General features: G+C 28.5%; 18 protein-coding genes. 16 read left to right on the top strand and 2 right to left on the bottom strand.

All coding sequences use genetic code 11. From position 1 onward, the window contains the following. Window positions 1-177: 177 nt before the first annotated feature. The 12 genes from BN2920_RS00210 (at window position 178) to BN2920_RS00155 (ending at window position 13,346) form a co-directional block, all read left to right on the top strand. Window positions 178-471 (top strand): DUF2508 family protein, encoded by a 294-nt coding sequence (locus BN2920_RS00210; protein WP_058293065.1) that lies wholly within the window; start codon window positions 178-180, stop codon window positions 469-471. A 25-nt stretch (window positions 472-496) separates the two neighbouring features. Beyond that, window positions 497-766: a pro-sigmaK processing inhibitor BofA family protein gene (locus BN2920_RS00205; RefSeq protein WP_058293064.1), complete on the top strand. Its 270-nt coding sequence runs from the start codon at window positions 497-499 to the stop codon at window positions 764-766. Window positions 767-914: 148 nt separating this feature from the next. Next, window positions 915-2,060 carry a CHAP domain-containing protein gene (locus BN2920_RS00200; RefSeq protein WP_058293063.1) on the top strand — a complete coding sequence of 382 codons (1,146 nt, stop codon included), beginning with the start codon at window positions 915-917 and terminating at the stop codon, window positions 2,058-2,060. Between the two features lie 114 nt (window positions 2,061-2,174). Continuing rightward, window positions 2,175-2,345, top strand: a complete 171-nt coding sequence (locus tag BN2920_RS21600; protein WP_058293062.1) for a hypothetical protein — start codon at window positions 2,175-2,177, stop codon at window positions 2,343-2,345. Window positions 2,346-3,319: 974 nt separating this feature from the next. Then, window positions 3,320-4,237, top strand: coding sequence for an ABC transporter permease (locus tag BN2920_RS00190; protein WP_058293061.1), 918 nt, complete (start codon window positions 3,320-3,322; stop codon window positions 4,235-4,237). A gap of 13 nt (window positions 4,238-4,250) precedes the next feature. Continuing rightward, on the top strand, window positions 4,251-5,192 hold the full coding sequence (locus tag BN2920_RS00185) for an ABC transporter permease (RefSeq protein ID WP_058293060.1): 942 nt from the start codon (window positions 4,251-4,253) through the stop codon (window positions 5,190-5,192). A 14-nt stretch (window positions 5,193-5,206) separates the two neighbouring features. Then, window positions 5,207-6,214: an ABC transporter ATP-binding protein gene (locus tag BN2920_RS00180; RefSeq protein ID WP_058293059.1), complete on the top strand. Its 1,008-nt coding sequence runs from the start codon at window positions 5,207-5,209 to the stop codon at window positions 6,212-6,214. After that, window positions 6,214-7,194, top strand: coding sequence for an ABC transporter ATP-binding protein (locus BN2920_RS00175; protein WP_058293058.1), 981 nt, complete (start codon window positions 6,214-6,216; stop codon window positions 7,192-7,194). The genes BN2920_RS00180 and BN2920_RS00175 overlap by 1 nt, the downstream gene beginning before the upstream one ends. Window positions 7,195-7,264: 70 nt before the next feature. Next, window positions 7,265-8,914 (top strand): peptide ABC transporter substrate-binding protein, encoded by a 1,650-nt coding sequence (locus BN2920_RS00170; protein WP_058293057.1) that lies wholly within the window; start codon window positions 7,265-7,267, stop codon window positions 8,912-8,914. 212 nt (window positions 8,915-9,126) lie between these two features. After that, window positions 9,127-10,614 carry a carboxypeptidase M32 gene (locus BN2920_RS00165; RefSeq protein ID WP_172437862.1) on the top strand — a complete coding sequence of 496 codons (1,488 nt, stop codon included), beginning with the start codon at window positions 9,127-9,129 and terminating at the stop codon, window positions 10,612-10,614. Between the two features lie 419 nt (window positions 10,615-11,033). Further along, a complete protein-coding gene (locus BN2920_RS00160; protein ID WP_058293055.1) occupies window positions 11,034-11,942 on the top strand; it encodes a D-2-hydroxyacid dehydrogenase in 909 nt (302 codons plus the stop codon). A gap of 147 nt (window positions 11,943-12,089) precedes the next feature. Then, window positions 12,090-13,346 carry a DUF1015 domain-containing protein gene (locus tag BN2920_RS00155; protein ID WP_058293054.1) on the top strand — a complete coding sequence of 419 codons (1,257 nt, stop codon included), beginning with the start codon at window positions 12,090-12,092 and terminating at the stop codon, window positions 13,344-13,346. A gap of 23 nt (window positions 13,347-13,369) precedes the next feature. On the opposite strand, the gene BN2920_RS00150 is transcribed toward BN2920_RS00155, so the two are convergent. Beyond that, window positions 13,370-14,062 (bottom strand): 5'-methylthioadenosine/adenosylhomocysteine nucleosidase, encoded by a 693-nt coding sequence (locus tag BN2920_RS00150; RefSeq protein ID WP_058293053.1) that lies wholly within the window; start codon window positions 14,060-14,062, stop codon window positions 13,370-13,372. 296 nt (window positions 14,063-14,358) lie between these two features. Between BN2920_RS00150 and BN2920_RS00145 the strand changes: the two genes are divergently transcribed. The 4 genes from BN2920_RS00145 (at window position 14,359) to BN2920_RS00130 (ending at window position 19,161) form a co-directional block, all read left to right on the top strand. After that, complete coding sequence (locus BN2920_RS00145; RefSeq protein WP_058293052.1) at window positions 14,359-15,123, top strand: tRNA threonylcarbamoyladenosine dehydratase; 765 nt, start codon at window positions 14,359-14,361, stop codon at window positions 15,121-15,123. 192 nt (window positions 15,124-15,315) lie between these two features. Further along, complete coding sequence (locus tag BN2920_RS00140) at window positions 15,316-16,272, top strand: GNAT family N-acetyltransferase (protein WP_058293051.1); 957 nt, start codon at window positions 15,316-15,318, stop codon at window positions 16,270-16,272. A 57-nt stretch (window positions 16,273-16,329) separates the two neighbouring features. Beyond that, on the top strand, window positions 16,330-17,187 hold the full coding sequence (glcT, locus tag BN2920_RS00135; protein WP_058293050.1) for a glucose PTS transporter transcription antiterminator GlcT: 858 nt from the start codon (window positions 16,330-16,332) through the stop codon (window positions 17,185-17,187). Window positions 17,188-17,481: 294 nt separating this feature from the next. Beyond that, complete coding sequence (locus BN2920_RS00130) at window positions 17,482-19,161, top strand: PTS transporter subunit EIIC (RefSeq protein WP_058293049.1); 1,680 nt, start codon at window positions 17,482-17,484, stop codon at window positions 19,159-19,161. 562 nt (window positions 19,162-19,723) lie between these two features. Here BN2920_RS00130 and BN2920_RS00125 read toward each other — a convergent pair. Beyond that, entirely contained in the window at window positions 19,724-20,224 is a 501-nt protein-coding gene (locus tag BN2920_RS00125; RefSeq protein WP_058293048.1) for a PTS sugar transporter subunit IIA, read from the bottom strand. Between the last annotated feature and the right edge of the window lie 898 nt (window positions 20,225-21,122).

Raw genomic sequence — 21,122 nt, 5'->3', positions numbered from 1 at the left:
AAAGGTGTTACATAGATGGGAGTTAGAAGTTTTTGTTTGACATGAGTGAAAAGCTTCTTATAGAATTAATGTATTCTAATATAAGGAAAGTGTTACAATAAAAAATAAAAAAATGAAGTATATTCCTCCTAATAATTGGATAAAAATATAATAGGAGAAGATTTAGGAGGGATATATATGGATGGAAAAGGTATTCATAAAAATTACTTAAATCAAGAATGCTTTTTGGACAAGGATTACAGGTTTAATAGTGAAAAACTATTAAGAGATATGCAACTTGCTAAAATGGAAATTGATATGGCTCGAAACATGTTTAATAATGTTGAAGATAATGCGCTTATAGATATTGCTATTTATTCGGAAGATCTTGCAAAGAAAAGATACGGATATTTATTATCTATAGCAAAAGAAAACGGAATTAGAGTTAGTAAAAATTATATAATAGAAAATAATTTGTTTTTATCAGAATAGAAATGCAGAAGGGAGAAGTTGAAGGATGAACGAGCAGTATTTTATATATGGTTTAGTAGGAATAATACTACTATTTATAATAATAAAGTTACTAAAATGGCCAATGAAGATAATATTAAATGGGATAATAGGATTGATATCATTGTATATAGTAAATATAATAGGAGCCAACCTTAATATTATAGGATTAAATTTTAACTTCTCATTACCCATTAATCCAATAACATCACTGATTGCAGGATTTTTGGGTGTACCAGGAATAATAGCCATTGCAATAATAGTCTTCTTTATGTAAAAATAAGAAAAAATGTCTAACTATATGAAAATTATATCCATTAGTTAGGCATTTTTTTTATTATGTAATTATTATGTTTGTTAAAATTGCATTTTTGAGTTAATATTTAAGTTGAAGATAAAATTTGGATTAAAAGGAGTTAGAACTAGTGAAAAAGCATCTATTGGAAAAAATGATTTTAATGGTAACAATAACTTGCTTGATTTCTAGTCCTGTACAAGCTAGCTGGATTAAAAATTCTACAGGAACTTGGAATTGGGTTGAGAATAATACAAAAACTATTGGTTGGAAATATATAAGTGGAAAATGGTATTATTTTAATAACGATGGAGATATGAAGACTGGATGGATTAAAGAAAATAATAATTGGTATTGTTTAGCTGATGATGGACATATGTTTACAGGATGGGTATGTTATAGTAAAAAGTGGTATTATTTTAATAATAATGGAGTAATGCAAACAGGATGGCTCACTGTAAATAATGAAAAATATTATTTAGATGATAGCGGAGTAATGCAGATAGGAACTGTTGATATTGAAGGAAAAAGATATAATTTTAACGAAAGTGGAGTTTTGACATCAAATGAAGAAATAACTGATAATACAGTCGAATTACCATCAAATGATATAAAAGAGCCTACACAAAATCTTACTTCAGTTACAGATAGAAATGTATTTACTAGTAGTAATGAAAATTTTACAATAATTGATGATAAATATAATAATGAAGAAAAAGAAGATGATAATGAAAATGAAGAAGAAAGAAGTAAGGATGATGAACCAAATGATTTTTCATATGGAGATTTAAATCTAGAAAATGATTCATTATCAAAGGATACAATAAGAACAGAAGAACCAGAAGAAGATGATGATCATTATTATTCAGATCTAAATATATTCTATAAAGCTAAACTTTCACCTCCATTTTATAGCGGAAATAAGGAAATAAAGGGAAATTGTACTTGGTATGCATGGGGAAGAATGTTTGAATTAACAGGAAAAGCACCTAATGATGCAGGTTTTAATGGGAATGCATATGAATGGTGGGGTGCAAATAAAAAGATAGGAAAGTATAAATACGGATCAGAACCTAAAGTTGGTGCATTAGCAGTATGGAACTCCTCATTACCGGGCTCAGGAGGATGTGGACATGTAGCAGTAGTAGAAAAAATAGAAGATAATAAAATTTACATATCAGAGTCATCTTGGCATGGATCTACATTTAAATATAGAGAAATATATTCTACTGATTATTTATATGGATACATATACATAGACGAACCTAATTTTTAGATAAAGACAGGCTTTATAGATTTTTATATTTATTAGATTTATAATAGTTAACATAACTAATGAAATTATCTAAGAAAGGAGGACTACTTAAGTTTAGTTAAGTAGGAATAGATTATGCCAGCAGGTAATGGAGTTAATTGTAAAGAATGCGTAGATTTTAAAAATAATAAATGTAATGGAAAAGACCTACTTTGCCTATGCTATAAATGCCCAAGAAATTTAGCGCAATGTATGTGTGTAAAATATTGTAGAGAGACGGAATCCGTTTTATATTTTGATGATTAAGAACTAATGAATTGTTATTTAAAAGAGGCTGTTGCAAAATTGCGATAGCCTCTTTGCTGTGTTGTGAAAAAAGTGGATTCAACAAGAATCCACTTTTTTCATAAATTTTTAATATGTATAATAATAAAAATCGTTATAGTAATGTATATCGATTAGTATTACTGCTTAAAACAGAAATTAGGATAGTTAAAATATGATTCAGTGGGTGATTAAGCTAAATTGCGGGAATTTGGATTATATAAGACATACTATGGTAAAGTGAAAATTTGTAAGTAAAACCTAAAAAATTTTCATTAATACACAACTTTAGAAATGAAATTTTAAAATTAATGATAAATTTTAAAATTTGCCAGTGACTATATAGATATATTGAGAAAAAAAAGTGATTTTATGAATAAAAATTTAAAAATAATATTAAAATTTGAATAAAAATTCATAAGGAAAAATATAAGTATAAATTTATAAAATTTTATTATTAATTTAAATATAATCATAGGAATGTAATTATTTCTAAGTGATATAAGGATGATGATGCGACAGATAGTTATTAAAATTGAGCATTTTATTATAAATGAATATGAAATTGTAAATGAATAAATATACTACAATCTGGTGCGTGTTGACAAAAAAATATTAAAATAGTATTATAAATGTGTTAATTAATGGAGAATAATTTAAATATTATATAAAAAAATTAAATTATTTATTTTAGATTTGAATTAAAATAACTATGGAGTTATTAAACTAAGAATATAAATTGTTTAATAACTCCTTTGTGATATTCTTAGTTTTATTTCCAGAATATTAAACAAAGAAGATTTGTAATAGTGGAAGCGGTAACAGATTAACAAAGTAAAAAGATATTAAATAATGATAAATTAATCACTAAACAGAGTTTAATTTATTGTTAAATAAATAGACAAGATTATGAATAAAACATTCAGAATACTAATATCAAAAAGGAGAGGAATATATTGATTAAATATGTTGGCAAAAGACTAATATCAAGTCTATTAACAATATGGGTTGTAATTACAATAACATTTTTCTTAATGAGACTTATGCCAGGTGGTCCATTTGATAGTGAAAAGTTAACAGCTCAAGCTAAAGCTAATATGGAGGCTAAATATGGAATAGACAAGCCGCTAAGTGAACAATACTTTATGTATATGAAAAATGTAGTTCATGGAGATTTTGGTGAATCTATGGTTTTCCCTGGTAGAAATGTAACTGAAACTATTGAAACATCTTTCCCGGCATCAGGAAAGGTTGGTATGGCGAGTGTAGTGACATCGATAATCGTTGGAATTTCTCTAGGAATAGTGGCAGCATTAAAGAAAGGTAAATGGGCAGATTCAATAATTGTATTTATAGTAACTCTTGGAATAACAATACCAAGCTTTGTTATTAGTGCTGTATTAATTTATTTCTTGGGTGTTGAATGGAAGCTATTACCGCCTACTGGATTTAGTGGATGGAAAAATTATATTATGCCAGTAATTGCATTATCAGCTTCATCTACAGCATTTATCACAAGACTTACAAGAAATAAGTTATTAGATGTATTAAAATCCGATTATATAAGAACTGCTAAAGCAAAAGGTCTAGGCAAAGGAAAAATAATTTTTAAGCACGCTTTAAGAAATTCACTTATACCTATAGTTACATACATAGGACCATTAATTGCTAGTATATTAACTGGAAGCTTTATTATAGAAAAAATATTTGCAATACCAGGATTAGGTAATGAATTTGTACAATCTGTTACAAATAGGGACTACTCTATGTTGCTTGGTGTTACTGCATTTTATTGTACTTTATTAGTAGTCTTAGGGTTTGTTGTTGATATGTTATATTTGATAATTGACCCAAGAATAAAGCTAGATAATTAGGAGGAACGTAAAAGTGGAAGAATTAATTATAGACAAAAGTGAATTTACACCTCTAACAGCAGAAGAAAAGAAAGTTGAGGCAGTAGTTAGACCAAGTATTGGGTATTGGAAAGATGCATGGCAAAGGCTATTAAGAGATAAGATGGCAATAGCATCTTTAGTTGTTATTTTATTAATAGTTTTAGGAGCGATTTTTGTCCCAATATTTTCAAAATATACATATGATGCAACAAATTTATCACTAGTAAACAGTAAGCCTTCAGCTGAACATTGGTTTGGAACAGATTCACTTGGAAGAGATATTTTTGTAAGAGTATTCAATGGAGCCAGATATTCATTAATAATAGCTGTAGTTGCGGCATTTATAAATTTAGTTATTGGTATATTATATGGTGGAATTGCAGGATATTTCGGTGGAGCAGTAGACAATGTCTTAATGAGAATAGTTGATGTTATTTATTCAATACCTTTAACTATTTATGTAATTATATTTATGACTATCTTTAATAAACCAGGACAAAGTGGTAGTGGACTTTGGACAATAATATTAGCTTTATCCATATCTTATTGGATTGGTATGGCAAGAATTGTTAGAGGTGATGTACTTCAATTAAAGCAACAAGAATTTGTTCTTGCAGCAAGATCACTTGGAGTATCAAAGTTTAAAATACTTATAAGACATTTAATACCTAACTGTATAGGATCAATAATGGTTACATTAACATTATTAATTCCAGAAGCGGTATTTACAGAAGCATTTTTAAGCTTTATAGGACTTGGACTTACTCCTCCAACAGCATCATTAGGAACATTAGCTAATGAAGCTATGGTAGCTATATATACATATCCTTATCAATTGGTACCACCAGCAGTAGTTATATGCTTAATTATATTAGCATTTAATCTTTTTGGTGATGGTTTAAGTGATGCACTAGATCCTAAGAATAAGAGATAGGAGTAGGAGTTCAGATGGAAAAGTTATTAGAAGTAAAAAATTTAAAAACTGAATTTAAAACTAATGTTGGGCAAGTACATGCTGTAAGAGGAGTTTCTTTTTATCTAGATAAAGGTGAAGCATTAGGCATTGTTGGAGAATCAGGATGTGGAAAAAGTGTAACAATGATGTCAATAATGAGACTTTTAGCTGATAATGGAAAGATTGCAGATGGTCAAATATATTTTGATGGAAAAGATATTTCAAAAGCAAAGGATTCTGAAATGGATTCAATTAGAGGTAATGATATAGGAATGATATTCCAAGATCCTATGACATCATTAAATCCTGTTTTTACAATAGGAGATCAATTGATGGAACCATTACTTAAGCATAGAGGAATGAAAAAAGAAGAAGCAAAAAAACAAGCTATTAATATGCTTAAATTAGTTGGAATTCCAAGTCCAGAAAAAAGAATGAAACAATATCCACATGAATTTTCAGGTGGAATGAGGCAAAGAGCTATGATAGCTATGAGTTTAATTTGTGAACCTAAGCTTATTATTGCAGATGAGCCAACAACTGCACTTGATGTTACAATACAAGCACAAATACTAGATCTTATGAAAGATTTAAAAGATAAGCTTAATACATCAATAATATTGATAACTCATGATTTAGGAGTTGTTGCAGACCTTTGCAGCAGAATAAATGTTATGTATGGTGGAATAGTTGTAGAAACAGGTACAACTGAAGATATATTCTATAGACCAAAACATCCATACACATGGGGACTTTTAAGAAGTGTTCCTAATCCCAAAGAAAACACAAAAGAAAAGCTAAAACCAATAGAAGGACAGCCGCCAGATTTGTTAAAACCACCAGTTGGATGTCCGTTTGCGGCTAGATGCGACTATGCAATGAAAATTTGTATAAATAAACAGCCTCCACAATTTGAAGTAGGAGAAAATCATAGTGCTGCTTGTTGGTTATGCCATGAAGATGCACCAAAAGTTGAATCGCCTATAAGGAGGATAAAATAGTGGAAGATAACAAAGAGGTAATTTTAGAAGTAAAGGATTTATGTAAGTATTTCCCGGTAAATAAAGGTTTGTTTAAAGGGAAAAGTTATGTAAAAGCAGTAGATAGGGTTTCTTTCTCATTAAAAAAAGGAGAAACATTAGGTTTAGTTGGAGAATCAGGCTGTGGTAAAACTACAACTGGAAGAACAATATTAAAACTTTATGAACCAACATCTGGCCAAATAATCTTTAAAGGAAAAGATATCACTAAATATTCGCCTAAAGAAATGGTGTCTTTAAGAAAAGAAATGCAAATGATCTTCCAAGATCCATATGCATCATTAGACCCTAGAATGACTGTTGGGGATATAATAGGAGAAGCAATTGATGTACATAAGCTATTTGTAGGGGAAGAAAGAACTGAAAGAATAAGAAGCCTTTTATTAAAGGTTGGACTTGCTGGAGATCATATTAATAGATATCCTCATGAATTCTCAGGAGGACAAAGACAAAGAATTGGTATTGCAAGAGCTTTGGCTGTAGAACCAGCATTTATAGTTTGCGATGAGCCTATATCGGCCCTTGATGTATCAATCCAAGCTCAAGTTATAAACATGCTTGAAGAACTTCAAGAAGAATTAGGATTAACATATTTGTTTATTGCTCATGACCTTTCAATGGTTAAGCATATATCAACTAAAATTGGTGTTATGTATTTAGGTAGAATGGTTGAATTAGGTTTAAGTGATGAAGTATATAGTGAATGTTTACATCCATATACAAAAGCTTTACTTTCAGCAGTACCAATACCAGATCCAGACATTGCTAAAAATAATAAAAGAATAACACTTACAGGAGATATTCCATCTCCAATAGATCCACCACCTGGATGTAGATTTAAAGGAAGATGCAATTGTGCAATGCCAATATGTAGTGAAGTGGATCCAGAGCTAAAAGAAGTAAAGCCAGGACATTTTGTAGCATGTCATTTATATGATTAGTTAATTCTTTGCATAGCAAATTATTATATAAAAATAATAAAATTAATAATTTAAAGAGGGGGATACTATAATGAAAACAAGTAAAATTAAAAAAATGTGTGCAGTAGTATTAGCTGCAACACTTGGAATTTCAGTATTGGCTGGATGTGGATCTTCATCAGAAAGTGGAGCAACAGCTGGAGCTCAAGAACTTACATTTAATATAGGTGGAGATATAAAAACTTTAGATCCAGCATTAAACCAAGCAGTAGATGGTGGTATTATATTAGAAAACCTATTTGAAGGATTATATAAGCCAGGCGATGATTTCAAGCCGGTACCAGCAATAGCTGAAAGTTATGACTTATCAGAGGACCAAACAGTTTATACATTCCATTTAAGAAAAGATGCTAAATGGACAAATGGAGATCCTGTAACAGCAGGAGATTTTGAATATGCCTGGAAAAGAGTATTAGATCCAGCAACAGCTGCTGAATACTCATATCAAATGTTATATTTAAAAGGTGCAACAAAATATAATGAATCAGGAACAGAAGAAGATAGAGAAAACGTAGGGGTTAAAGCAATTGATGATAATACACTAGAAGTAACATTAGAATCACCATGTGCCTACTTCTTGGATTTAGTATCATTCCCATGCTATTTCCCAGTAAATAAGAATGCTGTTGTAGCAAATAAAGATTGGTCAACTAAAGCTGAAACTTATGTTTCAAATGGACCTTTCAAACTTACAGATTATAAGATTAAAGACGGTGCAGTATTAGAAAAAAATGATACTTATTACAATAAAGATCAAGTTACTCTTGATAAATTAAATATAAAATTCGTTGCAGAACCAACTTCAGCTTGGGCAAATTATAAAGCAGGACAATTTGATATGATTTATTCTGTTCCAGCAGCAGAAGTACCAGAAGGTGTTAAAAAAGGAGATGTTACAACATATCCACAATTAGGAACATATTATTTATCACTTAACGTTACAGATAAAGTGACAGATCCAAAAGCAGCGGAAGCTTTAGGAAATGTAGATGTAAGAAAAGCTCTTAATCTTGCAATTGACAGAGAAGCAATAGTTAATAATGTAACTAAGGGTGGACAAATTGCAGCAACTAGTTTTGTGCCAGTAGGAATTCCAGATGCTGAAGGAAAAGACTTTAAAAATAAAGAGTATTTTCCAGCTAAGGGTGATGTAGAACAAGCTAAAAAATTATTAGCAGATGCAGGATATCCAAATGGAGAAGGTTTCCCTACACTTACATTACTTATAAATCCAGAAGGGGATCATTCATTAATAGCTCAAGCAATTCAAGATATGTGGAAGAATAACTTAGGTATTGATGTTCAAATACAAAGCCAAGAATGGAAAGTATTCCAAGACACAAGAATTTCTAAAAATTATGAAATCGCTAGAGATGGATGGGTTGGAGATTATAATGACCCAATGACATTCATAGATCTTCTTGAATCAAATTCAGGATTAAATAACTCAGGATATAACAATCCTAAATATGATGAATTAGTTGAAGCTGCAAAAGTAGAGCAAGATGCAGCTAAGAGAATGGATTTAATGCATCAAGCAGAAGATGTGTTGATGGAAGATATGCCAATTGCGCCAATATATTATTATACTCAACCTATGGGTGTACAATCTTATGTTAAAGGTCTTAAAGTATCAAACTTAGGATTTATATACTTCGATAAAGTAACTTTAGAAAAATAATTATTAAAAAATGAGCTACATAAGATGAATTTCAATTCATCTTATGATAGCTTATTTTTATATGAGGCTGTAACATTAAAGAATATAATTATAATATAGAGTATAAGTATTGAAAATAAAAATATTATATACAGTAGAATTTAATATTTATGCGATAGCCCCAGTATAATTTAATTAGATAAATAATTATATTTATAAAGGAAGGAATTATAATGAAAAAGATAAATGAATTAAAAGAATATGTAAGAAATATAGATAGATTAGAGTATACTTATAATCTAGTTTCTTATGATAATATGATATTTATGCCTAAAAAGGCGTTAGAACAAAGATCAGAGGTTTTAGGGTATTTATCAACTGAAATATTTAAATTAAGAACAAGTGATAAAATAAAAGAATTTATAGATTATTTTGATCCTATTATGGATACATTAAATGATTTAGACAAGGCAATTATAAAAAATATCAAGAAAAATTATAATCAAATAAAAAATATTCCGGAAGATAAATATAGAGAGTTTATGATGTCTGCACCTATATCGGAAGCGGCATGGGAAGAGGCAAAAGAAAAAAATGATTTTTCTATATACGAACCGCATTTAGAAAAGATGGTCAAATTCTCAAGAGAATTTGCAGAATATTATGGATATGAGGACAATAAATATGATGCTTTATTAAATATATATGAGCCAGGTATGACTGTTAAAAAATTAGACAAAATATTTGGTGAGTTAAGAGATGGAATACTAGAGATATTAGAGTATATACAAAAGAGCAATAAGTTTATAAAAAGAGATTTATTAAAAGGAAAGTTTTCTATAGAAAAACAGAGAGAATTAAGCAAAGAATTATTAAAGTTAATAAAATTTGATATGAAAGCAGGAAGATTAGATGAATCTATGCATCCATTTACAACAAATTTTTGGAATAAAGATGTAAGAGTAACTACACATTATTATGAAGAAGATTTGATGTCTAATATTTTTAGCGTTATTCATGAGGGTGGCCATGGATTATATGAACAGCATATAGCTGATGAATTAGTAGGAACAGGATTAGGTACTGGAGTGTCTATGGGAATACATGAATCACAATCTCGTTTTTATGAAAATATAGTTGGAAGAAGCAATGAATTTTTAAGCGTTATATTATCATTGATAAAAAATAAATTTCCTGAATTTAAAGACGTGAATTTAGATGAATTTTATGAAGCAGTAAATTATGTTGAGCCATCTCTTATTAGGACAGAAGCAGATGAATTGACGTATAGTTTACATATAATAATAAGATATGAAATAGAAAAGCTATTAATTAATGGTGAAATAGAAGTCAAGGACCTGCCTAAGATATGGAATGAAAAATATGTTGAGTATTTGGGCGTAGAACCTAAAAATGATAGCGAAGGAGTTCTTCAGGATGTACATTGGTCTGATGGTTCATTTGGATATTTTCCTAGTTATGCATTAGGAAATCTTTATGGAGGACAACTTCTAAGTGCTCTTTTAAAAGAAAATGAAAATGCAATAATTGATTTGAAAAATGGTAATATAAGCTTTATAGATGAATGGTTAAAAGAAAAAATTCATAAATATGGATGCATATATGAACCAGAAGAATTAATTATAAATGCAACTGGAGAAAAATTATTAACAAAATATTACTTGGAATATTTGAAGAAAAAATATATGAAAATATATTAGAAATATATAACAAATACATGGGAAAAATATGTAGAAGAACAGTAAGAAACATATAAAATTAATAATAATATATATGTATATTAATTATTTTAAATGAAAAATGTATATATAATTATAAAATTATTATGAAAAAATATAATTTAAAGTAATAAAGTATTGAATTAAACGTAAGTAAGTAGTAAAATATAACAAAATAAGTTTAATTGATAAATTTGATTATAATATGATTTGAAGTATTCTAACATAAGATTGACATGTGCAATCTATAGTTTAAATTAGAGTACTTTAATATATTTAATTCAGATGATTTTTGTTGGAATTAATAGGAGTTTAGATAAATTACCACTCTAAGCTCCCATATAATATGAACAATAAGCAAAGGCAATAAAGTATATACTTATTAATTAGGGGGAACAAAAATGATTAAAGTATTAACAAACGATGGGTTAGAACAAGCTTCTATTGAAGCGCTAAAAGCTTTAGGAGTAGAAGTGGTTAATGATCACATCGAACAAGCTGTATTGGGAGAAAATTTAAAGGATTTTGATGCTATAGTGATACGATCAGCTACAAAGCTTACAGCTGATGTTTTTGAAGCAGAAAAAGGTGGTAGCTTAAAATTAGCTATTAGAGCTGGTGTTGGAATAGATAACATAGATATTCCAGCAGGTGAAGGAGTAGGAGTGGCAGTAAGAAATACTCCAGCAGCAAGTTCAGATTCAGTTGCAGAATTAGCACTTGCTCATATGTTTTCTTTAGCAAGATATGTTGCAATAGCAAATGTAACAATGAGAAATGGCGAATGGAATAAAAAGAAGTACCAAGGAACTGAGATTGCAGGTAAGACATTGGGTATTATTGGAATGGGAAGAATAGGACAATCATTAGCTAAGAAAGCTACTGCATTAGGAATGAAAGTTATTTATACAGATTTATTTGGAAAAAATGAAGCATTAGAATATGATTTTGTTTCATTAGAAGATGTATTAAAAATTTCTGATTTCATCTCTCTTCATGTTCCATATGATAAGAAGGCAGGAGCATTAATTGGAAAGAAAGAATTAGAAATGATGAAGAATACTGCATATCTAATTGACTGTGCTAGAGGTAAGGTTGTTGAAGAAGCAGCATTACTTGAAGCTCTTGATAATGGAGTTATAGCAGGTGCAGGACTTGATGTATTTGAAGATGAGCCAACAAAGAATACTACATTAGTAAACCATCCTAAGGTTAGTGTTACACCACACATTGGAGCAGCAACTGATGAAGCTCAAACAAGAATTGGTGAAGAAGTAGTATCAATAATTAAAGAGTTCTTTAATTTATAATAAAAATAAATACCTCAGGGAAACGTATCTCTGAGGTATAATATATATGTAGACGTATTTATTAGTCTATTTAAATTTATGCGATTATCTAGATTTTATTAATATGTATAGTCGTAAATTAAAAATAAAAATAGGGGGTATTTTTGAATGGCAACAGTCAAGCCTTTTAAAGGTATAAGACCAGTTAAAGAATTGGCATCAAAAATAGCAGCACTACCATATGATGTTATGAATAGTGAAGAAGCTAGAGAAATGGTTAAGGGAAATCCACATTCGTTTTTACATGTTGATAGAGCAGAAATTGATTTAGATCCTTCAATTGATGTGCATGATAAAAAAGTTTATGAAAAAGCTAGAGAAAATCTAGATAAGATGATAGAAAACGAAGAATATGTCCAAGATCAAGAGCCATGTTTATATATATATAGACAAATAATGAATGGAAGAGCTCAAACAGGAATAGTGTTCTGCGCATCCATTGATGATTATTTAAATAATGTTATCAAAAAGCATGAGTTTACAAGAGCTGATAAAGAACAAGATAGAATAAATCACGTTGATTATTGTGATGCTAATACAGGCCCAATCTTTTTAACTTATAAAGAAGATCAAATTGCATCTGAAATAATAGAAGCATGGATTGAAAATGAAAGCAAAAGAAAGCCAATCTATAATTTTATAGCTGAAGATGGAATAAGCCATATTGTTTGGGTAATAGATAATGAAATAATTATAAATGAAATAGTTGATTTGTTTAAAGAAGTTGATTATTTATATATAGCTGATGGACACCATAGATCTGCATCAGCTGTTAAAGTAGGTTTAAAAAGAAGAAAAGAGAATCCTAACTATACTGGAGAAGAAGAGTTTAACTATTTCTTAGCAGTTGCATTTCCTGATAATGATTTGATGGTAATGGATTATAATAGAGTTGTTAAAGATTTAAATGGATTAAGTGTTAAGGATTTAATAGAAAAACTTAATGAAAAGTTTGTTGTTTCAGAATCAGAAAATAACGAAGCAGTTAAACCATATAGAAAACATACTTTTGGAATGTATGTAGAAGATAAATGGTATACCCTTGAAACAAAAGATGGAATATATAATCCAGAAGATCCTATTAAGAGTTTAGATGTATCTATACTAGAAGAAAATGTATTAAGACCTATTTTAGGTATAGAAGATGTTAGAACATCTGATAGAATAGACTTTATTGGTGGAATTAGAGGAATTGGTGAACTTGAAAGAAGAGTTCATACTGATATGAAGATTGCTTTTTCTATGTATCCAACAGAAGTTAGTGATATCATGAAAGTTGCAGATATAGGTGAAGTAATGCCACCAAAATCTACTTGGTTTGAACCAAAACTTAGAAGTGGATTGTTTATTCACAAATTAAAATAAAAAGTGCCAAAAGGCACTTTTTATTACATCATTTCAAGCATTCTTTTTAGTATTCGAGTAGAATTTTGAACGGCAATTGGAGTGAATTTTTCATAATCCATATGAGCTCCGTTATTTGCATTATCAGAAATTGATCTTATTACTACAAATGGAATTGAATTCAAGTAGCAAACTTGAGCTATGCTTGCACCTTCCATTTCACAAGAAATGGCTCCAAATTCTTTTTCAAGCCATTGGATTTTTTCGATATTTGCGATGAATTGATCACCTGAAGCAATTCTTCCAACAAAACTATTTAACTCAGAAATTTCCTCACATGCTTTCTTAGCTACAGTAACTAAATTTTGATCGCATTTAAAATCAAATGTATCTAATCTTGGGATTTGACCCATTTTATCACCAAAAGCTGTAGTATCCATATCGTGCTGTATTAAGTTTTCAGCAATTACGATATCTCCAGGATATATATCCTTACCAATTCCTCCTGCTACTCCAACATTTATAACTTTATCAACATTGTATTCAGAAGCTAAAATTTGAGTACAAACAGCTGAATTAACTTTACCTATTCCACAAACTACTGCAACAACATCTTTTCCATATAGTTTGCCTTTATGAAATGTCATATTAGCTTTTTCTTTTTTATCTTCTATTGATAAATCCTTTAATAAAATTTCTAATTCTTCTGCCATTGCAGCAATGATTCCTATTACCATATTATCCTCCTAAAATATATAAAATGTTACTTGCTATAATTCATATTATAAACATAATTTTGACAATTTAATAGAGAAGTATATTAATTAAGATAAAAATTATCTAATAATGATAAAAAAATTCTTACAGCTTAATTATTTTTAATAATATTTATCCTATAAATATAGTAGGAATTTATATTTATGATATAATAGCATTAGAAAATTACAGTATAAGTTTATATTACTATGAGGAATATAACTATATAGACAGTTTATTTTAATACATATTTTAAATTAAGGAGAGAAGAAATCTTATGGAATTACAACATCCTTTATCAAGAACTGAACTTTTAATAGGAAAAGAAGGATTAGATAAATTAAGAAATAGTAAAGTTATTGTATTTGGAGTTGGAGGTGTAGGAAGTTTTACAGTTGAGGCTTTAACTAGGGCTGGTATTGGTGAATTAATATTAGTAGATGATGATACTGTATGTTTAACTAATCTTAATAGACAAATTCATGCTACAATAAAAACTATAAGCCAACCAAAGGTTGAAGTCATGAAAGAGAGAATACTTTCTATTAATAGAAAATGTAATGTAATTACACATCAGGTTTTTGTAACACAAGATAATCTAGAAGAACTGATTCCTAATGATGTGGATTATGTGGTTGATGCTATAGATACTGTATCAGCTAAATTGGGATTAGCAGAATATTGCTATAAAAAAGGGATAAAAATAATGAGTTCTATGGGAACTGGAAATAAGTTTGATCCAACTCAATTTAGAGTTACTGATATATACAAGACTAAAGTGTGCCCTTTAGCAAAAGTAATGAGGTATGAATTAAGAAAAAGAGGCGTAGAAAAACTGAAGGTAGTATATTCAGAAGAAATTCCGACAAAACCTAAAACAGAAGATGTAGTAACTTGTAAAACAGGATGTGTATGTACTGGAGGAACTAAAAAGTGTGCAAGTAAAAGACAAATACCAGGAAGTATGTCTTTTGTTCCACCAGTTGCAGGCATGATAATAGCAGGAGAAGTTATTAAGGACATATTAAAAATAGAAAAATAATAAAAATCCACAATATATTGCTAAAATTTATTAGTTATCAACAATATATTGTGGATTTTGTTGATTATTATCATACTTTAATTTTAGATGTGGATATTTAAAATGTTATAATTATTGTTTATAATATTAAGGAAGATAGAAAATATAAAATTCTAATTTTTTAATGCTTATAACTATAGGGAGAATTTTACAATGAATTCAGATTTAATTATAAAGATAGAACCAGATAAATCAACTGAATCAGAATATCTGATTAAAGATTTAAATAATATCATATTGGGACGATTCAATATAGCAAGTATCAATAATAAAAAGAAGAGATGTGATATTGATTTAATATATTATAAAGAGTATAAATATTCAATATTGAAAGACACATTAGTTTGCATTTTAAGGGCCATATTCAAAAATGTAAATATATTTAAGGTGAATATAAAAATCTGTGAAGATTTAGATATCAGTCCTTTTTTAGATTTAGGATTTATTCTAGAAGGAATAATTGGTCAAAATGAATTCAAAAATGGTAAGTACATAGATGAACTTATTTTGGGGATAACTAGAATTGAATATGAAAATGGACTTCAATATTCTAATATAGAGTTACAAGGAAATGATATAGTTGTCAAAAATTTAACTCCAGCAAATGCAGGTGATTTACTAAAATATTATATAAGAAATAAAGAACACTTAGCTCCATTTGAGCCTTTAAGAGATAATGATTTTTATACAATAGATTCTCAAAGAAAGATTTTGAATGAAAGTTATAAACAATTTATGAATGGGACTAGTATAGATTTAGGGATTTTTAAAGAGGAAAAATTGATAGGAAAAGTTAAAGTATCTAATATTGTATATGGATCGTTTAAAAGTGGAATAATAGGATACTCTATGGATAAAGAGTATTGTGGAAAGGGTTATATGAAGCAAGCGGTTATGCTAGTACTTAAATATTCATTTGAAGAGTGTGATTTACATAGAATAGAAGCATCTGCACTTGTTGATAATGAGAAATCTAGAAATGTACTTAGAAGATGTGGATTTAAATTAATAGGTATAAATGAGAAGTATTTATTAATTAATGGGAAATGGAGAGATCATGCTAGCTATTATATTGTAAAAGAAGACTTCTATAAACAATATCAAGGGTAAAAGAGCTTTTGTTTAACTTTAGGATTATGTATAAATTAACTAAGAAGGAGTAAAATAATGAGCGTGATATTAAGTAAGGATGAATTAGTAGTAAAGGTTTTTAATAATAACATTGTTTTAGTTAATTCTGAGAATAAGGAAAAGATATTATTTGCTAAAGGAATAGGATTTGGGAAAAAGAAAGGAAGCATAATACCCTCTGGAACTGAAATAGCTAAGGTGTTTAGTATTGAAGATCAAGAAAATATTAATAACTTTAAATATATAACTAGAAATATTGATAGCGATTTTTTGGGAGTATGTGAAGAAGGAATATATGAAATATCAAATCAATTGAATTGTGAATTGAATGAAAGAATACATATAGGACTAATAGACCATTTATTTGTGGCAGTAGAAAGATTAAAAAATGATAAGGAAGTGGAAAATCCATTTTTAGTAGAGACACAAACACTATATCCTAAAGAATATGAATTAGCAGAAATGATATCTAATATGGTTGGAGAGCATTGTCATATAAAATTTCCAGAAGGAGAAATAGGATTTATAACATTGCATATTCATTCTGCAATAAATGATGGAAAGGTATCTAACACAGTCAAAAATACATATTTAAGCAATGTAATAGTTGAACATGTTGAAAATGAATTAAATATAAAGATAAATAGAAAATCACTTGATTATGCACGTTTTTGTACACATATAAAATTTGCGATACAAAGAATAATGGAAAACACCACTGTAAATAATGAATTAGCTAAAGTTATAAAAGATACATATAAAGAATCATATAAGATTTCTGAAAATATTTGCAAAGTTATAGAAGAAGAATTAAAATTAAAAGTATCAGAAGATGAAATCGCTTTTTTAACTATACATATAGAGCGATTCAGAATAAGTAGTAAAAATAAATAAAAAACATTTACATTGAACATTTACAAACTATTTATTATATGATATTATAATTTCACGACAGAAAATAATTAAGGTGTAACTGGTTATGCAGGCAAGACTTAATGTTATTTATAAAAGATTTATTGCTATATAATTTTATATTTATAGCACTGTAATGAATCTTTTTAAATTACATTTAAGTCTTTTTTTGTTGTTAATTTATATAAGCTGGCCGGCTTGATGAATAATTTTTATTTAATATGAAGAACTTACTATAGAGTAAATAACATTTTTTAAATTTTAGGAGGAATTATTATGCTTCAATATTTACAAAGAATAGGTAAAGCTATTATGCTACCGATTGCAGCTTTGCCTATAGCAGGTATATTATTAGGTGTAGGCGGTGCTTTACTTGGAATTTCAGGGTTAGAAAATGCTCCGGCTGTATACCAACCATTAATAGCATTTGTTAATATTCCTGTAGTTACAGCAATATTAACTGTAATGAATGATATAGGAAATATAGTATTTGGTAACTTACCAATATTATTTGCAGTTGGAGTTGCAGTTGGTCTTGCTAAAAAAGACAAGGGTACAGCAGCATTAGCTTCAGTTTTTGGTTTTATAGTAATGAACCAAGTTATTTCAACATTACTTACTTTAGGAGTTACTCAATTAGGTGTATTAACTCCAGATAATGTTGGCGAATATGGAACATATGTTACAACTAATTTAGGAATATTCACTTTAAATATGTCAGTATTTGGTGGTATTATTACAGGGATAGTTACAGCAGTATTACATGATAGATTCCATGAGATTCAATTACCACAAATTATAGGATTCTTTTCGGGGTCAAGATTTGTTCCAATAGTAACAGCTGTTACTATGGCACTTGTTGGTGCAGTATTAGCATTTTTATGGCCAATAGTTCAAAATGGTATAGGTGTTATAGCTAATCTAGTTAGAGATGCAGGATTTATAGGAACATTCTTATATGGACTTATAGAAAGAGCACTAATTCCATTTGGACTACACCATGTATTTTATACTCCATTCTGGTTTGGATCATTTGTTGAAGGGCAAATATTAGTTAATGGTACATGGCAAACAGTTGCTGGTGCTAATACAGCATATTTTGCTCAATTATCAAGTATGACTGATTTAGTAGGAGCTTCAGCTGACACAATGTCAACTATAGTTAGTGGTACAACAAGATTTATGGCAGGTAAATTCCCATTCATGATGTTTGGATTACCAGCAGCTGCATTTGCAATGTATAGAGCAGCGGCACCAAGTAAGAGAAAAACAGTTGGATCATTATTAGCAGCAGCAGCTCTTACATCATTATTAACAGGTATAACTGAGCCATTAGAATTCACATTTATCTTTGTTGCTCCAGTATTATACGGAGTACACTGTGTATTAGCAGGTTTATCATTCATGTTAATGGATATATTTAGAGTATTTATAGGTATGACTTTCTCTGGTGGATTAATAGACTTTAGTTTATTTGGTTTACTTCCAGCAGGTGCAGGAGTTCCAACTAGATGGTATATGGTTCTATTAGTTGGTGCAATATATGCGGTAGTTTACTATTTCTTATTCTTATTCATAATCAAGAAGTTCAACTTAAAGACTCCTGGTAGAGATGAAAATGAAGAAGAAACTAAGTTATATACTAAAGCAGATTACCAAAATAGAAATGGTTCTAACGGATCAAATGCTTCAGCACCTAGCGGTAAAGGTGAGATAGCAGAAAAAGCTCCAGCAGTATTAGCAGCATTAGGTGGAGAAGCTAATATAGTAAGTGTTGATGCTTGTATAACAAGATTAAGAGTAGAAGTTAAAGATAAATCTAAAGTTGATAAAAATGAACTTAAATCATTAGGTGCAGCCGGTGTTATGGAAGTTGGAAACGGAATTCAAGCTATATTCGGAGCTAAAGCAGACGGATATAAGAGTGCAATTAATGATATATTAGGAAATCACTAAAGATATTAAACTAAGTAATATTTAGAAATAAAGTAAGACATGGGTTATATGGACTCATGTCTTATTTTTATATAAAAATAGATATATTTATCTATATAGGTATATGTATATTCTTGTATATATGTATTTGTATATATTTATATATTTATATATTTATATATTCAATTATTTACTGTTGCTAGTATAGTTTTGTGGACACATAAAAAATAAATTATAATTGAAATAAGAGAGATGTGTCCAAAATATTGACCTAGGCCCATTTACTCTATATAAATAAAGTTGCAAGATAAATTAAAAGCTGTAAAAAGGACTAATAATGATAATATAAATTATATAGTAAAAGTTAAGTATTAAATTATTTTATGTAACCAATAAATATAGTAATAATAATTTTAAAGTTATACTTTGCTTTTCTATATATTAATTTAAGAATAGAGAGATTACTTATAATGTAAGATTAAAGGATGAACTATTAAAATGGAATCTATAAAAAAAATAAATGAGTAGATTAATTACAATCTACTCATTTATTTCTTAAGCTTATTTAAATATATACAAAAAATTAAAGTGTATATTCTAATATTGTTGTTTCTCCAGCAACTGTATTAACATTTTCAACTGGAGTTATAGATTTTAATATATCAGGGTTAGTTATTAAAACAGGAGTTATTAATGGTAAGTTTTTAGACTTAACAAATTCTCTATCTACTTTTATAATAGGAGTTCCAGCCTTTACTCTAGTTCCAGCTTCAGCTAATTGTTCAAATCCTTCTCCGTTTAATGAAACTGTTTCGATACCAATGTGAACTAAAAGTTCTATACCATTATCTAAAGTCATAGCAAAAGCATGTTTTGTATTGAAGACTAAAGTTAATTCACCATCAGCTGGTGCAACAATTATATCATCATCAGGATCCATTGCTAAACCATCTCCAGCCATCTTTTGAGCGAATACTGGATCAGGAACTTCTGATAAAGGAAGAGATTTACCATTAACAGGAGCAACTAATCTTAAACTATTATCTTGATTTTCTTCTTTTTTCTTTTTAAATAATCCAAACATAAAAAATACATCCTTTCTAAATTAAATACTATGTATATATTGTTAGTATTTTTAAACAAAATATAACGTAATATTGATAATATAATTAAAAAAAGACATAAATTTTCTAAATACAAAAGAAAACTTATGCCTGATTTAACAGTAACACGTTATTTAATTAAAATTATATATATATGTCAATTCACTGTCAATGGTTAAATTATATTCTTGCTAAGAAATACGTATATTTATAGAAATATCAATTTACAATTATAATTTTAAGTAAGATTGTATAGTTTGGTTATACACAATTAGCATTAGGGATGGTTATAATTGAATTTATTATTGTAAGTAGTAGTTGATGGATTAGGATAATATTTAAGAAATTTTAGATTTAACTGATTAAAAATGAGAAGTGTATATTATAATTTGGAGTTATATATAAGCAAGAATAATAACAATTTGCTTATTATATGATGTTACATATATATAAACAAGTCCAAGCGTGTCTATAATATAAAAAGAACAAAAATAGAAGATAAAGCTAGATATATTAATATAAATTGAAAAAATCACTTAAAAGATAATTTCTTTATGCATACATAACATGATATTATGTAACACGTCGCTAGGAACTGACACAACAACTTAAAAAATATCAAATTATTTAGATTGATTTTAAACTTGATATTAAACATTAAAAAAATGAAAAAAGTTGTTGACAGATGTAAAAAGCGGTGTTAAACTAAGTAAGTCGCTTGAGGGTGACAGAGAAAAACAGCGAAAGTTGTTGAAAAGAAAATGGTCTTTGAAAATTGAACAGAATATAATAAACAATTAGTAAACCAGCAATTCTTTTATAAGAGTAAGAGCAAAGATTAAACTTTTTATTGAGAGTTTGATCCTGGCTCAGGACGAA

This window comes from Clostridium neonatale, from assembly GCF_001458595.1.
In the GTDB taxonomy this organism is placed as follows: domain Bacteria; phylum Bacillota; class Clostridia; order Clostridiales; family Clostridiaceae; genus Clostridium; species Clostridium neonatale.
Note: the sequence above shows the minus strand (reverse complement) of the source record. Positions and strands in the feature narration are given on the sequence as shown.

Excerpts from the sequence above, each read along its gene's own strand:
- BN2920_RS00125 (WP_058293048.1), bottom strand. The coding sequence starts at position 20,224 with ATGTTTGGATTATTTAAAAAGAAAAAAGAAGAAAATCAAGATAATAGT.
- BN2920_RS21600 (WP_058293062.1), top strand. The coding sequence starts at position 2,175 with ATGCCAGCAGGTAATGGAGTTAATTGTAAAGAATGCGTAGATTTTAAA.
- BN2920_RS00210 (WP_058293065.1), top strand. The coding sequence starts at position 178 with ATGGATGGAAAAGGTATTCATAAAAATTACTTAAATCAAGAATGCTTT.
- BN2920_RS00155 (WP_058293054.1), top strand. The coding sequence starts at position 12,090 with ATGGCAACAGTCAAGCCTTTTAAAGGTATAAGACCAGTTAAAGAATTG.
- BN2920_RS00140 (WP_058293051.1), top strand. The coding sequence starts at position 15,316 with ATGAATTCAGATTTAATTATAAAGATAGAACCAGATAAATCAACTGAA.
- BN2920_RS00150 (WP_058293053.1), bottom strand. The coding sequence starts at position 14,062 with ATGGTAATAGGAATCATTGCTGCAATGGCAGAAGAATTAGAAATTTTA.
- BN2920_RS00130 (WP_058293049.1), top strand. The coding sequence starts at position 17,482 with ATGCTTCAATATTTACAAAGAATAGGTAAAGCTATTATGCTACCGATT.
- BN2920_RS00205 (WP_058293064.1), top strand. The coding sequence starts at position 497 with ATGAACGAGCAGTATTTTATATATGGTTTAGTAGGAATAATACTACTA.
- BN2920_RS00160 (WP_058293055.1), top strand. The coding sequence starts at position 11,034 with ATGATTAAAGTATTAACAAACGATGGGTTAGAACAAGCTTCTATTGAA.
- glcT (WP_058293050.1), top strand. The coding sequence starts at position 16,330 with ATGAGCGTGATATTAAGTAAGGATGAATTAGTAGTAAAGGTTTTTAAT.
- BN2920_RS00145 (WP_058293052.1), top strand. The coding sequence starts at position 14,359 with ATGGAATTACAACATCCTTTATCAAGAACTGAACTTTTAATAGGAAAA.
- BN2920_RS00165 (WP_172437862.1), top strand. The coding sequence starts at position 9,127 with ATGAAAAAGATAAATGAATTAAAAGAATATGTAAGAAATATAGATAGA.
- BN2920_RS00180 (WP_058293059.1), top strand. The coding sequence starts at position 5,207 with ATGGAAAAGTTATTAGAAGTAAAAAATTTAAAAACTGAATTTAAAACT.
- BN2920_RS00170 (WP_058293057.1), top strand. The coding sequence starts at position 7,265 with ATGAAAACAAGTAAAATTAAAAAAATGTGTGCAGTAGTATTAGCTGCA.